Source organism: Candidatus Bathyarchaeota archaeon, assembly GCA_026014805.1.
Classification (GTDB): domain Archaea; phylum Thermoproteota; class Bathyarchaeia; order Bathyarchaeales; family SOJC01; genus JAGLZW01.
In genome coordinates this window covers 22,920-37,300 of the sequence record JAOZHR010000032.1, presented here as the reverse complement: position 1 = coordinate 37,300, position 14,381 = coordinate 22,920, and the positions used below count along the sequence as shown (strand labels likewise).

16 protein-coding genes are annotated in these 14,381 nt (G+C 44.1%); 9 read left to right on the top strand and 7 right to left on the bottom strand.

Annotated features, from left to right (window positions below; genetic code table 11):
- The first annotated feature begins 199 nt into the window (after positions 1-199).
- Positions 200-604, top strand: a complete 405-nt coding sequence (locus NWE91_09645) for a hypothetical protein (GenBank protein MCW3986650.1) — start codon at positions 200-202, stop codon at positions 602-604.
- A 20-nt stretch (positions 605-624) separates the two neighbouring features.
- Here NWE91_09645 and NWE91_09640 read toward each other — a convergent pair whose 3' ends face one another.
- A complete protein-coding gene (locus NWE91_09640; protein MCW3986649.1) occupies positions 625-1,332 on the bottom strand; it encodes a hypothetical protein in 708 nt (235 codons plus the stop codon).
- 210 nt (positions 1,333-1,542) lie between these two features.
- Here NWE91_09640 and NWE91_09635 point away from each other — a divergent pair, with 210 nt between their 5' ends.
- From NWE91_09635 to NWE91_09625, 3 genes are all read left to right on the top strand, one after another.
- The gene (locus tag NWE91_09635; protein ID MCW3986648.1) at positions 1,543-2,079 is read left to right on the top strand and encodes a VIT1/CCC1 transporter family protein; all 537 of its coding nucleotides are present in this window, start codon (positions 1,543-1,545) and stop codon (positions 2,077-2,079) included.
- A gap of 245 nt (positions 2,080-2,324) precedes the next feature.
- Entirely contained in the window at positions 2,325-3,119 is a 795-nt protein-coding gene (locus NWE91_09630) for a slipin family protein (protein ID MCW3986647.1), read from the top strand.
- A gap of 89 nt (positions 3,120-3,208) precedes the next feature.
- Positions 3,209-4,474, top strand: a complete 1,266-nt coding sequence (locus tag NWE91_09625) for a nodulation protein NfeD (protein ID MCW3986646.1) — start codon at positions 3,209-3,211, stop codon at positions 4,472-4,474.
- Between the two features lie 470 nt (positions 4,475-4,944).
- On the opposite strand, the gene NWE91_09620 is transcribed toward NWE91_09625, so the two are convergent.
- Both NWE91_09620 and NWE91_09615 read right to left on the bottom strand, forming a co-directional pair.
- Entirely contained in the window at positions 4,945-5,265 is a 321-nt protein-coding gene (locus NWE91_09620) for a hypothetical protein (GenBank protein MCW3986645.1), read from the bottom strand.
- A gap of 52 nt (positions 5,266-5,317) precedes the next feature.
- A complete protein-coding gene (locus tag NWE91_09615; GenBank protein MCW3986644.1) occupies positions 5,318-6,406 on the bottom strand; it encodes a hypothetical protein in 1,089 nt (362 codons plus the stop codon).
- Between the two features lie 83 nt (positions 6,407-6,489).
- Between NWE91_09615 and NWE91_09610 the strand changes: the two genes are divergently transcribed.
- Positions 6,490-7,500, top strand: a complete 1,011-nt coding sequence (locus tag NWE91_09610) for a glycosidase (protein ID MCW3986643.1) — start codon at positions 6,490-6,492, stop codon at positions 7,498-7,500.
- Between the two features lie 247 nt (positions 7,501-7,747).
- Here NWE91_09610 and NWE91_09605 read toward each other — a convergent pair whose 3' ends face one another.
- Positions 7,748-8,308 carry an MFS transporter gene (locus NWE91_09605; GenBank protein ID MCW3986642.1) on the bottom strand — a complete coding sequence of 187 codons (561 nt, stop codon included), beginning with the start codon at positions 8,306-8,308 and terminating at the stop codon, positions 7,748-7,750.
- A 78-nt stretch (positions 8,309-8,386) separates the two neighbouring features.
- Complete coding sequence (locus NWE91_09600; protein ID MCW3986641.1) at positions 8,387-8,947, bottom strand: MFS transporter; 561 nt, start codon at positions 8,945-8,947, stop codon at positions 8,387-8,389.
- A gap of 284 nt (positions 8,948-9,231) precedes the next feature.
- On the opposite strand from NWE91_09600, the gene NWE91_09595 reads away from it, so the two are divergent.
- The 4 genes from NWE91_09595 (at position 9,232) to NWE91_09580 (ending at position 11,881) form a co-directional block, all read left to right on the top strand.
- Positions 9,232-9,477, top strand: coding sequence for a GNAT family N-acetyltransferase (locus NWE91_09595; GenBank protein MCW3986640.1), 246 nt, complete (start codon positions 9,232-9,234; stop codon positions 9,475-9,477).
- A 265-nt stretch (positions 9,478-9,742) separates the two neighbouring features.
- Positions 9,743-10,840, top strand: coding sequence for a DEAD/DEAH box helicase (locus tag NWE91_09590; protein ID MCW3986639.1), 1,098 nt, complete (start codon positions 9,743-9,745; stop codon positions 10,838-10,840).
- An 8-nt stretch (positions 10,841-10,848) separates the two neighbouring features.
- Complete coding sequence (eif1A, locus tag NWE91_09585) at positions 10,849-11,160, top strand: translation initiation factor eIF-1A (GenBank protein ID MCW3986638.1); 312 nt, start codon at positions 10,849-10,851, stop codon at positions 11,158-11,160.
- Positions 11,161-11,167: 7 nt separating this feature from the next.
- Complete coding sequence (locus NWE91_09580; protein MCW3986637.1) at positions 11,168-11,881, top strand: hypothetical protein; 714 nt, start codon at positions 11,168-11,170, stop codon at positions 11,879-11,881.
- A 378-nt stretch (positions 11,882-12,259) separates the two neighbouring features.
- On the opposite strand, the gene NWE91_09575 is transcribed toward NWE91_09580, so the two are convergent.
- On the bottom strand, positions 12,260-13,051 hold the full coding sequence (locus NWE91_09575) for a nitroreductase family protein (GenBank protein MCW3986636.1): 792 nt from the start codon (positions 13,049-13,051) through the stop codon (positions 12,260-12,262).
- 197 nt (positions 13,052-13,248) lie between these two features.
- The gene (gene nadA / locus NWE91_09570) at positions 13,249-14,163 is read right to left on the bottom strand and encodes a quinolinate synthase NadA (protein MCW3986635.1); all 915 of its coding nucleotides are present in this window, start codon (positions 14,161-14,163) and stop codon (positions 13,249-13,251) included.
- Between the last annotated feature and the right edge of the window lie 218 nt (positions 14,164-14,381).

The window sequence follows — 14,381 nt, the reverse complement described above, 5'->3', positions numbered from 1 at the left end:
CTTTTGCGTTTTCAACACGCAGGTACATGTGACACTCAAATTCGTTAAGAAAACATCTAGAAGTTGTTTGAAAGGTTTCTCTTTAGATAACTACTCGCACACAAGCGTAAACGTAACCTGATGTTTAGATTCATAACAACTTTAAGAAGTTAATTAGAACTCTTTTTTGTGAGACAACCTAAATTTGGAGTTTGCAAAGTTGAAGATGACAGTTCGACGGCATAAGCTGGGCTATGTACTTGGTGCAACGCTTTGTTTCATTGGGCTTACTACACTTATTGTTGTGGCGTGGAAAGCATGGCCGAAACTGTCTTCTGACGCAGATCCCATGTCAGCCTTTTGGGCTTTTCTCTGGGAAGAACAACTCATTCTGACTCATGGTATCGAATTTAAACTAGCATATTTCGTAATTTTGGCAGTGGCAACGTTGATTTCAGGGATCGCAGTGCTTATGTTTAGTCGACAAAAATTCTTTCTTCCTGGAAAGACGATGAAGCTGCAATGTCCTTTTTGTAAAAAGAAGTGGCGGGCAAGTTACCCCAGAGGTCAAGTGACGTGTCCCCATTGTCGTCATTCGGTTCACCCAAGAATGATGGAAGAATAATGCCATGCGTACCTATTCTATTACTCAATGAGCATTAGAATGTCTTCTAGGATGTATTCTACGAATTCTTCAGGAGTGCTTTTGCTGAAGAGCGTCACTACACTATTCCTCGTCATCCCGACTGTAATCCCGCGCTTATGGACTTCAAAGACGACATACCAGATTTTTCCATGTTCAAGATAATCACGATATAGCTTTGTATCAGTGAGCCCCGATCCTGCCAGACAAAGTTTTTCTACGCCAGGTATGTCAACCTGGTCAAACCATATGAGCCTTGTCGCCTGTGGGTTTGATTCGTGAAGCTTCTTCAGAGTTGCGTGGGAAATTTTTGCCTCGACAATCGCATGCGGCGTGATAAAAAGGACTTTGCTAAGCTTGTTCGCAACGTAGTTTGTTAATAGTTTTTTCACTCCGCGGGCCACAGAAGGCGCTGACACGATGATGAAAACTCTTCCATTGAATAATTTAATCCAAAAAGAGGACTCTTCCGTGATGGGGGTCTCGATCAACTTCCGTTTGTAGAAACGTCTTTGCACGAAATCTTTGCTGAAAACACCTGAGACCGTGCCCTCTTCTAGTTTCAAGTCTAGAATTTCTGTTACTAGGTTTACGGTTTCTCCCTTCTCCGTTTCGTAAAGTTCCTCTTCTCGGAAATCCTTGAGCTTTCCAACTATTAGTTCGGGGTTAGCTTCTTCTTTTATCTCGAAGATTTTAGCTGGCAGGACCAATTCTTACACCACAAGACAATTTCGAATATCTGACTTTAAAATGTTCACCAAGCACTAGAGTTACGAACTAAGAGCAGACGAGCCCCGCATCACATGGCTCTCCAAGAATTTAACTACATTGCGGCTTATTCGTGGTCCGATCGGCCTCTTTGTCAACACAATGTATAAATCGTGGTCATCTGGCTAGCTTTTAGAACAAGGGGCTGCAAGATGACTGAAGAATCATCAAAGGAAAGCTATCGTTTAGAAGGAATCGCCTTTGGGCTTGCTGATGGTTTGATTATGTGTTTAGGTCTGATAATAGGGATTGTTGAGGTTACTTCCTCCACTCGGTTTGTGATAATTACTGGAATAATCGGTGGCTTTGCTAACGCATTTGGAAATTCCATCGGGTTCTTCATGTCTCAATCAGCGGAAAGAGCATTGCAAATTCATGCAACGACAGACCATGGATCAATAACAAGAATACATTCCAAGAAGGAGATCCTCGCAAACACCCTCTTTGCATTCACATCAACAATCGCCGCTGTGCTAGTTCTACTATCCCCATTCATAGTTCTCCCCATAAACCAAGCTACAATACTTACATTCGTAATCGGAACCATAATGGCATTCATTCTAGGAAGCTACGTAGGCAAAATAAGCCATGAAAAACCCTACAAAGAAGGACTAAAATATGCTCTACTCGCCATATTAGGAGCCATAATCGCTCATTTCATAGCAGACTACATCCAATTATTAATCTAAAAATCAATGTTAGAACAATATTCCCCTACTCCAGCAGTCGTAATTTTTCTATCCGCTCAATAATTCCAAGCTGCTGTCATGCGCGCGCGCTCTTTCTAGCAGCTCATTTCTCAGAATTGATTTTCACCATGAAAGCAGTTTTTTTGCCTTCGTGGCTCCTTTGGAGGGTGTGCTGAGGAGGAGAAGGGGGACTTGAGATATACATTTATTAATGGGCATCTTTCAATGGTTTTTCAGTGATTCCTTTGATATATGAAATCCTTGCTTTGTTTGTTCTCGTGATAATTGTCTTATCCATCCTGACGTCTTCGATTAGAATCGTGAGAGAATATGAGAGAGCAGTTATTTTCCGCTTAGGTCGACTCGTCGGTGCCAAGGGTCCAGGATTGATTTTCATTATACCAGGAATCGACAGAACACGCGTAGTGGATTTAAGAACCATAACATACGATGCACGCATGATAAAAATAATTACGAGGGATAACATACGGTGCGATGTAGACTCGTTTGTGTATTATCGAGTGATCGATCCCGTAAAGGCGATCTGCGAGGTAGAGAATTACGTTCATGCCACTCAAACGTTAGCAAAGACCGTGTTACGGGATGTCTTAGGTCACGCGGAGCTTGATGACCTGTTGATAAAAACGACAGAGTTCACAAGGCAGATTCAGGAGGAAATAGATGAAATTACCGACCCGTGGGGTATAAAAGTGAGCGCGGTAGCCATCAGCGATGTCCTACTTCCGGCGGAAATGCAGAGGGCAATTGCAAAGCAAGCAGAGGCTGAGAGAGAGAAGAGAGCCAGGATAATCGTGGCTGAGGGAGAATATATCGCAGCGGAGAAGATGGCGCAGGCCGCAGAAATCTACAGCAAAAGCCCGATCACATTAAAGTTGCGAGAGCTCCAAACACTGACAGACATTGCACGAGAAAAGAATCTGGTAGTGGTTACTTCGACCACTGACTTACGCGAACTTGGGAACATCGTTGCCATAGCCCGCGCAACCGCGGGGAAAGGGGAACAGGTTAAGAAGAAATGAGCTTACGTGTCGCGCGCGTACTTGTTATAATCCTCTTTTTTTCTGTATGGCTGGGTGTTTGTACTTCTTTTGGATCCAGCAGTGATTCGGTGATCGTTATAGAATTAGATGGAGTGATCAACTTTGGGGCTTCAGAACTCATTAAGGAGGGGATGGATGAAGCCTACAAAGTCAATGCTAAGGCCGTGGTGCTTCTTTTAAACACTCATGGAGGCTCGCTAGATGCAACATTTAGTATTATAGACCTTATTGAACGGTCATCTATCCCCGTGATTTCGTTTGTACATCCGAAAGGAGCAACGGCATGGTCTGCAGGCACTTTTATCGTCCTTTCATCACACGTAGTGGCGATGGCACCGTTCTCTATTCTAGGATCTTGTGCTCCACGGGCATACCCAACTGGAGAGTTGATACAGGATCCAAAGTTAATCAATTCGCTAACGGAGTTCATTGTTCAAAGAGCAAAAATGCACGGTAGAAATGAAACGATTGTTGCCAAGTTCGTGACGGAGAACCTTAACATAGGGGCAGAGAATGCGAAAAACTATGGAGTCATAGAAAAAGTGGCGACTACACTAGAAGAACTGCTAGATGTTGTTGACGGAATTGACGTGGAAGTGGCGGAAAAAGGGCAATTGACGATTCAAACAAAAAATGCGGCGATACACTATTTTGGGGCAAGCATACATGTGCGGGTTTTACGTGTCATCTCAGACCCTATGATCGCGTATCTCTTGTTCACTCTTGGGGTTTACGGCGTCATTTTTGGCTTCTTCACCGCTGGATATGAAGGAGAAATCATAGGAGGCATCCTTTTAATCTTGGGTTTAATTGGGCTGGGGTTCCATGTTGATCTCTTACCTATTGTACTCATTACTTTGGGCGGAGTTTTAGTATTCGTGGAGATGAGAGACCCAGGACTCCAGTTTTTTGGTCCAGCTGGAATATTTTGTTTATCCGTAGGAACGTTGCTTTTGCTTCGATTTGATCCTACACGATGGCTGATTTCTCCAGAATGGTACCAGTTTTTCATGGTTGTGGTGATAGCTTTTGTAGGAATTTTGACAGGTTTCTCAGCGTTGGTTCTTTATAAGATAGTTAAGGCGAAGAAAAAGCGACTTACTGTGCTTGAACTTATTGGTGGAATTGGTCGAACGTTAGATGAGATTGGCCCGGAGAAAGTGGGGTTTATTCGGTTTCGTGGTGAGTATTGGAAGGCACGTTCAGACACGATCATAAAGCCTAATCGTAGGGTAAAAATCTTGGCAAAGGAAGGGCCAACACTCATTGTTGAGCTCATAGAAGAGGAGGTTATAGCCGGTGAGCCTGAGAAAAGTAAACCATCTCAAAGATAGTTTAGTGTAGATGCACGATATCACATGTTTACTTTCTTCCCTACGAGCAGTATGTATAACAGCTGTTCATCCTCTGGCGTGTAAGGCTTCATATTTGGCACGTTCACAATATCAATAGCCATCTACTTGTTGAGTTATAAAGCATCAGAAAAAGCCAAAAAACCAAATGGACGCCGCATAAAAAAGGGGAGTTTGCGGGAGACATCTCCATTTATTACGAGGCTAGGGCAACCCCGCTTTCTTATTGCCTGACCCCGTATGGTTTGTGACATGGCGCGCTGTAGTTGTTCACTGAAAGTGTTATTTATTTGGAATGCTTAAACTCGGATTTGGTGTTGCAAGGTGGAGCAGAAACCAAGGAAACCGATTTGGAAAAACCTTGTTCCAATAGCTATCGGTGTGATAGTCGTCATAGCAGTAATAATCATCTTACAGAATTTTTCAGCAGGTGCTTGTAAAATTACACGTGTTCAAAAAGACAGCGACACCATTGTTGTTAGCGATGTTCGATGCATGCATGCTAATAGTTTTCGGTCACAAAGCGGCAAAAACCCCCAGTCCACGAACCAGCCTTCCCTTTCAACTTGTGTAGCTGTGCCGGTTAGGCCCACGGTGCTCGCGGTTTCCCCTGTGACAAGCATACCCCCACCAAGCAGCCGGATAAGTTTCCTAATAGTTTCAGACTTGGCTGTGGTTGTGTCTCCTATAAAAAGAACGAGGCCCCAACCGCAGTAGTATATGCCTACAGAGTAGCCATACACATGCACACGATTGACAAAAAGAACAATCAAACATGTTAGAACCAACTATGCTTTCTTGAAGTCTAAAAAATTTGTTCTGCTTTCATTTAACTGACCGGGCTAGCCTCATTAGGGTGTTCGCTATGTTGCTGGCTGAGTTCCTTATTATGTACTTTCTCGCGTTACTTAAGATGGATTGAACGTTTCTCCCCTCGAAAACGTCGACGAGCCTCTCTCTCAATTCGTCTAAGTTTAAGTACTTCATCACCTCTCCGTCGAATACTTCGACGAAGTTGTTATCTGGGCAGAGGATAGGACGCATTGAACCCAAGCATAGGTGGACGGTACTTGACGTTGGTAGGTAGTCCGCAGCAGTCTTATGTACGAGGATGGCATTTGAAGCGTGGAAGTATGTGTAAAGCCTGCTTGTCGGCGGGGCTTCTTTTCTAAAGATTGTAAATTTGTATTCGCGACCCATATCTTTGGCAGCTCCAACACTCTCCTCATGGCTGGTCAACATCAATAGAACGACATCATATGTTTTGCGTAGCCCCTTGAAGATTGGAAGCACTTCGCGTAGGTTTTTTAGGCGTATTCCGTAGGCTAGGACGATTTTTGTGTCTTCCTCCTGTGGAAGGTCCAACTTTGATCTGGCTTCCAGCATGTTACCTTCAACAATTGGGTGACATGGGTAGGGTACAATATGTGTCTTATCTGTGGGTATAACGTCGGCTAAAAGTTTCTTGTAACGTTCATCAAACAATGTGATTACGTCCCAATCAAACTTGTAGAAGTTCACATTTTGGGGAACTCTTCCCTCGTGCATAACCGCTATCGTGGTCGCCTTTCGCTTTACCACATCGAAGATTTTGAGTAGCTTCCCGAGAGGGGTTAAGCACGGCTTCTCGAGGACGAAGAAGTCATAATCCTCGTTGACAATCGGACTCGGGTCGAAGTATAAATCCAAGCCGCTTTCATCCTCAACTTTAGCCCCGTATCTGTACATCTCCCAGTTTCTGTAAACGAGTCTCTCATCCTCGGTTTCAACGGGTATCCTGCCTCCAACCCTCTCGTCAGTTGGAGCAAAGACCACGATTTCATGCCCTTGATTCATCCACTCCTTGCCGATAAGCTCTGCATGAACCGATACGCCGCAACAGTCGTTCCAAGGAGACATTATCGCTATTTTCATATCCATCTTCTCAGTGCTTGATGTTTTACCACAAATAGGCTCATAAAGAGTTGCGCATTATAAATCTACTGAGGTTACGCAAAGTGAAATTGAAACGTTACGAGAATAACCCCATTTTAGAACCCGGAGAGAACTGGTGGGAATCTATAGCGGTTTTCAATCCCGCCGCCTTCTATTGGAATGGCATAGTCTATCTGCTTTATCGCGCGGTTGGGGAATACGAGAGATATGTTTCTAGGATCGGCTGTGCAACAAGTCAGGATGGTTTCAATTTTGAACGATTAGATAATCCAGTCTTTGAGCCTGTAGAAGAGTATGAAAAGGAGGGGGTTGAGGACCCTCGAACCGTTATACTTGAGAACAAGCTTTACATGACGTATGTTGCTCACTCCAGGCGAAGCGGTCCTCCGAGAGCCCTTTTTCCCAGGTTAGGCATATCCGGTGAGAAAGCCCGTGTCATTCTTTCTGAAAGGGGCACACCTCGCATATCTTTAGCTTCATTAGACGATCTATCCTCTTTGGATGAGCTACATAGTCTACCTCGCCGTTTGCGAAGACATGGCTGCATTACTCCTTCTGGAGTTTATGAAAGGGATACTGTGCTTTTTCCTAAAAGAATTAATGGCAAGTATGTGATGCTCCATAGGCCTCGTGACTGGGTAGGTCCTGATTACGGCACAGACCACCCAAGCATTTGGATTGCCTATTCTGAAAACCTCAAAGACTGGTATGCCCACAAAATCGTGATGAGGCCGGAAAGGGGGTGGGAGGCAGAAAAGATAGGCACTGGGCCGCCGCCGATAGAGACCGAGAAAGGGTGGCTCTTGATCTATCACGGGGTTAGCGCTGACCATAAGTACAGAGCAGGCGCTGCATTGTTGAACCTGCACGATCCTTCAAAGGTTATTGGTCGTTTGCCACAGCCAATCCTGGAACCAGAGGAAGACTATGAAAAAGTTGGCGACGTTCCCAACGTGGTATTCCCTGAAGGGGCGGTAGTGCTTGAGGATAGACTCTTCATCTATTATGGCGCGGCTGACAAAGTTTGTTGCGTTGCCACTGGAGGAGTTAGTCATATTCTAGCTATTTTCTGACAAATAATAGCTATTTTCGCTGCGCGCGAGCCCTTAAGAGGTTTCTCCACTCAGCCTTGGCTGCAAGGCTTGCGACCCACGCTCAGGAACAGAAAAAAAGAGGAGTTTGCGGGGGATATCTCCACTGTGGAGAGGGTTCAAATCCCTCTCGCCCATCAGTTTCGAAGCATCGCAGACCCATGTTGAGAGAGCAATTATTCTGTGAAGGTTCCAAGAGTCATGGGAGTTACTTCCTGCGCTGCGATATCTACTCTTCCTTCGTCTTGGGCTCTTTAACTGTGAATAGTATTAGCAGGCTTACAGTGGCCCCTAGGATCATGGCTAAGATGAATGGATATGTGGGGGCTACGCCGTAGAGGATCCCGCCTAGAGCCGATGCGGGAACTGTTGCTAGGATGTTCAAGGTTACGATTGTTCCCATAATTCTGCCTCTCTTCTCTTTAGGGATCAGGTCGGCTAGCAACGCGTTGTAAGCTGGCATTATTAGGCATCCTCCCATGGCGAACAGTAGATTTACCGTGAGTAGTAGAGGGAAATTCCTTGCAGATATGAAGAGTATGGTTGATGGGATGAAGAGAGTGTAGGCGAGGAGTATGGATTTCTTCCGTCCAATCTTGTCAACAACTTTGCCGAGAGGGAACCCTAGAACGAGTGTTGCTGCAATTGAAGCAGTGTTTACGATGCCCCATTGCATCTCGCTTACTCCGATTACGTCAAATACGTAGAGGGCTGTGAACATTCGAAACATAGGTTCTTCAAAAGCGCTCACCAGGAACGCCACTGTTACGAACTTAAGGGTCTTTGGCATTTCTCTCCAGGCTTCTGCTATTGCGCCTAAAGAGTTCTTGGAAGCTCCAAGCATCTCCTCAAGCCTGATCTTTTGAGGCTACTCAAGGGTTTCTCGAAGAAAAAACAGCCTAACAAAGGCTGCAGCCAACATGCAGACGACAACCACTGTGTAGACTATTCGCATGCCTGGGATAATGCCGTAAGTTTCCACCAAGAAGCCTGCTACTGCTGGTGCAAATATGGCTGGTATGTTGGGGATCACGTTAACCGCCGCGTATCCCATTCCACGCTTTTCAGAAGGAATGGAGTCCGCTAATATAGCATCTAGGGCAGGTTGGTAAATCAAGCTAAGGTTGGAAATGATCATTCCAATGAGGATAAATCTCCAGTCTGGTGCGAATACGTAGAAGATAAAGGAAAAAGTGATGACAAAAGTCATCGTTACAATTATCTGCCTTCTGCCATACTTGTCAGCAATGTAGGCTCCGGGAATCCGAACTAGTCCCAACACCAGAGCTCCAACAGAACCCATCAAACCAATGACCACTGGGGGTGCTCCTAGTTCTCTAAAAAATGGGGACTCAAAAGAGAAAGTCATCGAGAACGTGAAAAAAACAAAGAGCCAGCTGATAATTAGAGTAAGCAAGTTCCCTCGCATGAAAGAGAACTCAGCTTTAATCCTACCCAAAAGGTTGCTCATCAGTCTCAGCCCACGCTCTTGCAAACCTCCAACTACTCAACACCAACATAAATTCGCTTTGCCCGCGCAATGGCCATGGGTGCATGTATGCATGCATGCAGCATCACCTGAGAGACCTAAACTATGCTATTGAAGAAACGCAGTCAGAAAGGCCCTCTGTTGAAGATTTCCTACAAAAGAGCTTCGGCCATTGTGTCATTCATAACGAAGAAATCGTGGGTTGGTGCATGTCAGAGTAGAATGTGGGCCACCGCTGTGAATTAGGCATCGCTACAATTAAAGAATATAGAAGGAGAGGAATAGCCACAATGGCAGGAACAGCTGTTATTAACTATGCACTGCTTCGTGGAATCACTGATGTTGGATGGCACTGTTGGGAGGATAACAAACCTTCTATCGCTGCTGCTCAAAAGCTAGGCTTTACAAGAAGATGTGAGTATCCCGTTTATGAAGTCTCTTTAGATCGCCCTAAGATAATCATGACCTAAAGTACCCGCTCAACTCTTCGAAAAGAGAAATGCACGCGCATGCTACCGGCGGCGTCAAAAGCCCGTGACCTGAATTTTCCCAATGTATACGCGGGAATTCCCGCGCGCTTGGCAAACTCTTTTATAGAGTGATGCGGTTTAATGGAGTTGTCACATTAACTCATGCTTAATTTAAGAAGCTTTTGAAAGCTTTTAAGACTCATGAAAAATATCTGTGATAGGAATAACGAAACGTATGCAAGTGGAATACTTTAAGGATTTACCGTTGAGTTCAGAAGTGATGAAGGGGATTGAAGAGCTTGAATTCGATAATCTTTTTCCGATTCAGGCCCAAGCGATAATCCCGTTGTTAAAAGGCAAAGATGTTATTGGGCAGGCTCAGACCGGAACGGGCAAGACTGCTGCTTTTGGAATTCCAATGGTTGAATGCCTGAACCCGAGGCTTAACAGTGTTCAAGGCCTGGTCTTAGAGCCAACGCGTGAACTCGCAGTACAGGTTGCTGAGCATGTAGGCAGATTTGGTAAGTATGCAGCATTTAAAGTCTTACCCATCTATGGAGGAGCATCTATTCAAAGGCAAATATCAGCATTGGAAAAAGGTGTCCACATTGTTGTGGGTACGCCAGGTCGCGTAATCGACCATCTGAAACGAGGAACATTAAATCTGGCGTCAGTAAAAATTGTCGTTCTCGACGAAGCTGATAGAATGCTTGATATGGGATTCATAGATGACGTGGAATATATACTCTCGAAAGTGCCAGCTCAGAGGCAAACAAGTCTCTTTTCGGCAACAATAGACCAGTCAGTAATGAGATTGTGCAACAGATACATGAAGAACCCTGAAAAGATACTAGTAAGCAAAGACGAGATAGCTCTTACACAGATAGACCAGTATTACATGGTTGTAAACCCTGCGAACAAGTTTGGAATCTTACTGGATATTTTAGACACAAACCACATAGAACGAGCCATAATATTCTGCAGAACGCGTAATTTCACAACTATGCTGTCAGATAGACTGACGGAGCGGGGATATGACGCAAAACCTCTACACGCTGGTTTCACTCAACGGCAGAGAGAATTCGTCATCAATCTATTCAGAAAAGGCAAGCTAAAATTGCTTATTGCAACTGATGTTGCTGCAAGAGGCTTAGATATCCATGGAATAACACACATAATAAACTACGACGTTCCAGTGGATGCGCTGGTTTATTTTCACCGAATCGGACGAACGGCAAGGATGGGACTCGAAGGAACAGCAATAACACTTGTCAGTTATGGAGAACTTACACAGTTCAATAGCATAAAAGCTCTAACCAAAACTGCGATAAAAGAATCAGAAACACCCACCCAATTGTTGTGAACACTAGAATGGGAAAAAGAAAAATTATCACCGAAGAGGATTTCGGAAATATGGTACTCCCAGCCACAAGCGATGTGTTAGGAATAGCCATTCAAATGCTAGGTAACGACCGAATTAGAGTGAAGTGCCAAGACGGTCACACAAGACTTTGCAGAATCCGAGGTAAGATGAAGAGACGATTCTGGATTAGACAAGGTGACATCGTCTTGGTTTCCCCTTGGGACTTTCAGTTTGACAAACGAGGCGACATCTTCTGGAGATACAGAAGAAATCAGGCTGAATGGTTAAGAAAGAAAGGTTACCTTACCATTCAAAGGTGAATCTGAGGTGAGAAATAGAATGTGGGGTGCAAGAGGACGTCCTAAGGGTCGCCATTACCCTCGATCTAACGCTATGACCCTTGAATATCTTGTAAGACTCTCCATGAAACACCAAATTGACGCTACCGAGTTTTTCAACGCATTTGTGCACGCGTGGAAGAACGGAAAAGCCATATGCCGAGGGCTAACCATTCAATCCCGCGTAAGGAAAAACGACAGATGCATCTTTCTCATTACTAAAGATCACATTGTGGTCGCACAGTTTCCGATACCGGAAGAAATCCTTAGAGAACCTAATCCATTAGAACGATTTGACTTTTTGCGTGAGAGACTTAACTGGATCGTGGCAATGAAAAATAGAAAAGCACCTAGAACTGGCCGTGTACACATTAAGGATTTAAAAGCTGGAATGAAAGGAGTTAGCCTAAGAGCACGAGTCACCGAAATCTCAAGCCCAAAACTGGTCCTAACTAGACTCAACGAGTATGTCCTTTTTGCAAACGCGACCCTTTCCGACAGAAACAGCACGATCAAAGTGCCTTTGTGGAACGAACGAATCCAAAGTATTTCCGTCAACGACAAAGTTCAAATTGATAACGCAAGGGTCACCGTGTTTCGAGGTGAAAAGCAGCTAAGAATCGGAAGATACGGCAAGTTAAAAGTAGTCGAAAGTAACCCGTCACATGCAGCTGAAAGCACCGTTGAATGTATAGCCAAATAGAACACACCGAGACAAGGAAATAAAAAACTAGAACGGCCTCAAAAAAGATGGACCCGCACACCAATGACTACAAATTTTATCTTTCCATCAAGATAACAGCGTGACTCGTGATCTCTAGAGAACAAGCATTATACTTTGCACAGAACTCTTGGCATTTTTCTGCTCAAGACCTTTCCTTATACGAGAGCTTACAAACCTCGCAAGCTTGATACGTCTCCTCGTTTTCGTGTATGTCTCCTTGCATATTGGTTGTACATTTCTCAATAATGTAAAACTGACTTGTGTGGATTGTTGATTCTGGAAAAATCTATCGAGTGGGACGCTTGGATCTTTACGTGTGTGTCTGCGTCTGAGTATAGGTAGTCTAAGCACTTGACATTATTTAGCGCTTGCAGAAGAATGTTGTGGTCTTTTTCCGATAATATAGAATCCACGTTTTTCGAATTGCTCAAGTAGAGCCTTTGGGTCTGGATACCATTGACCCCACTTCCTACAGATGTGCTCTGTCCAACTGTAGTTTTCGTAGGTGAATGTTTCTTTGCGGTTGTCTAAGTGTATCTTAGCATTTAGTTTTCGGTAGTAGTTTTGAGCGAGATATCCTTCATCCATTTGTTGCATGGCTCTTAGAACCGTGTCTTGATCTAGCCTAGGATATTTATCCTCAAAAAGAGTGAATTCCATAGGATACCGTGGTCGCGGTGGCGGGTCTTCCGATGGATAGCCCATCACTAGTTGTACTAGAGGAAACACTCTCTTGGGCAGGTCATACTCTTCTGCGATTTTGTCAGCTACATATGGTGCATGTCCAAGGAAACAACTTCCAAGCCCAAGACTTCTTCCCGCAATCACCATGTTCTCTGCCATTAGAGCTGCATCTTGAATTCCAAATAGCATTAGTGCAAGATCGTTGGTGGTCAACTTCCAATTCCTTTTAGCCATAATGAGTTCGAATTTATGCGAATCAACACATATCGTAAATAGGAGCGGCGCCTTGTAGGGGTTACGCCCCGGATTTCGAGACAATAGCACGCTGTAATACTGAGAAGCGAAAGGCGCCTGTTGACCTGCCCTGACAATCGTTTTTACCACTTTGTCAGAAGGCATTTCATCGGTATATTTTCGAATTGATTTGTGATCAAGCATGGCCTGAATAACAGGATTCCTCTTCACAGCATCTTCTCCTCAAGTGATAGCCTTATAGCTTCTATTTTATAACCATATTGATAATCAACTTACAATGCGCACACACGCACAGCGTTTTCTTTTGATAGCCTTCCAAAATAGTCTCACCTTGTGATTTTTTTCTCCACATGTGAAGTAAAAATCCTTAAATTCCTATAAATGCATGCATAACACATAAGACGCCTTTATGAAACCTCTAACATCCTGGTTACTGCTTGCTTGGCTCTAATGCGAATGTTCTCAGGAACTTCGACTTCGTATTTCATATCCTCTAGTGACCACAATATCTTTTCAAGAGTGATTAATTTCATATTTGGGCACACAGCAAACTCTGAGCCTGCATAGAACTTCTTAGTTGGATTTTCCTTTCGTAACCTGTGCAAGATTCCGATTTCAGTGCCTACAATTATTTCTCTGGTTTTTGATTGCCTGGCATATTTGCACATTCCACCAGTCGAGAGTACTTTATCTGCCAGCGCAATTACTGGCGGTGTGCATTCCGGATGGACCATAACCTCTGCTTCTGTGTGTAACTTTCTTTGTGTCGTAATGTGCTTTGGTAAGATCTTGATGTGAGTGGGACAAAACCCGTTCCATGGGATGATCTTCTTTTTGGTTTTGGTCGATACATAATTAGCAAGATACTTGTCAGGCACAAAGATGACTTCAGATCCTTCTACAGATTGTACAATTTTCTCTGCATTAGAGGAGGTGCAGCAGATATCGCTTTCTGCTTTAACTTCTGCTGTTGTGTTAACATAACAGACTACTGTAGCGTTTGGGTGCTTTTCCTTGAGAGCTTTCAACCTTTCAGCTGTTACCATGTTTGCCATTGGGCATCGCGCGTTGACATCTGGGGTTAACACTGTTTTGGTTGGGCACAGTATTGATGCAGTTTCAGCCATGAAATGTACTCCACAAAACAGAATCAGCTCTGCATCGCTACAAGCAGCCTTCTGACTCAGCTCTAAAGAGTCCCCAAGATGGTCTGCGATTTCCTGCACTTCTTGTGGCTGGTAGTTGTGGACTAGGATAACCGCATTCCTTTCTTTTTTCAGGTTACGAATCCTCTCTTCCAACGAATAGTTAAGATTCTGCAACTACCCACTCACCATGCATGCATTGAAGACATTAATGCATATATTCTTAATCCATATCTGAGTCATCTTTTCTTTAGATAGTCGTATGTCATACGAGGAAAAAAACATTATAGTGTTTCCAGAGGATACTGACGCTTTCAAGAGGCTAAATTGGCGGGTGTATTGCCGCTATTGTGAATTAGGGGAAACAGGTTTGCTGAAGAGTTTAGGTTTTTCTT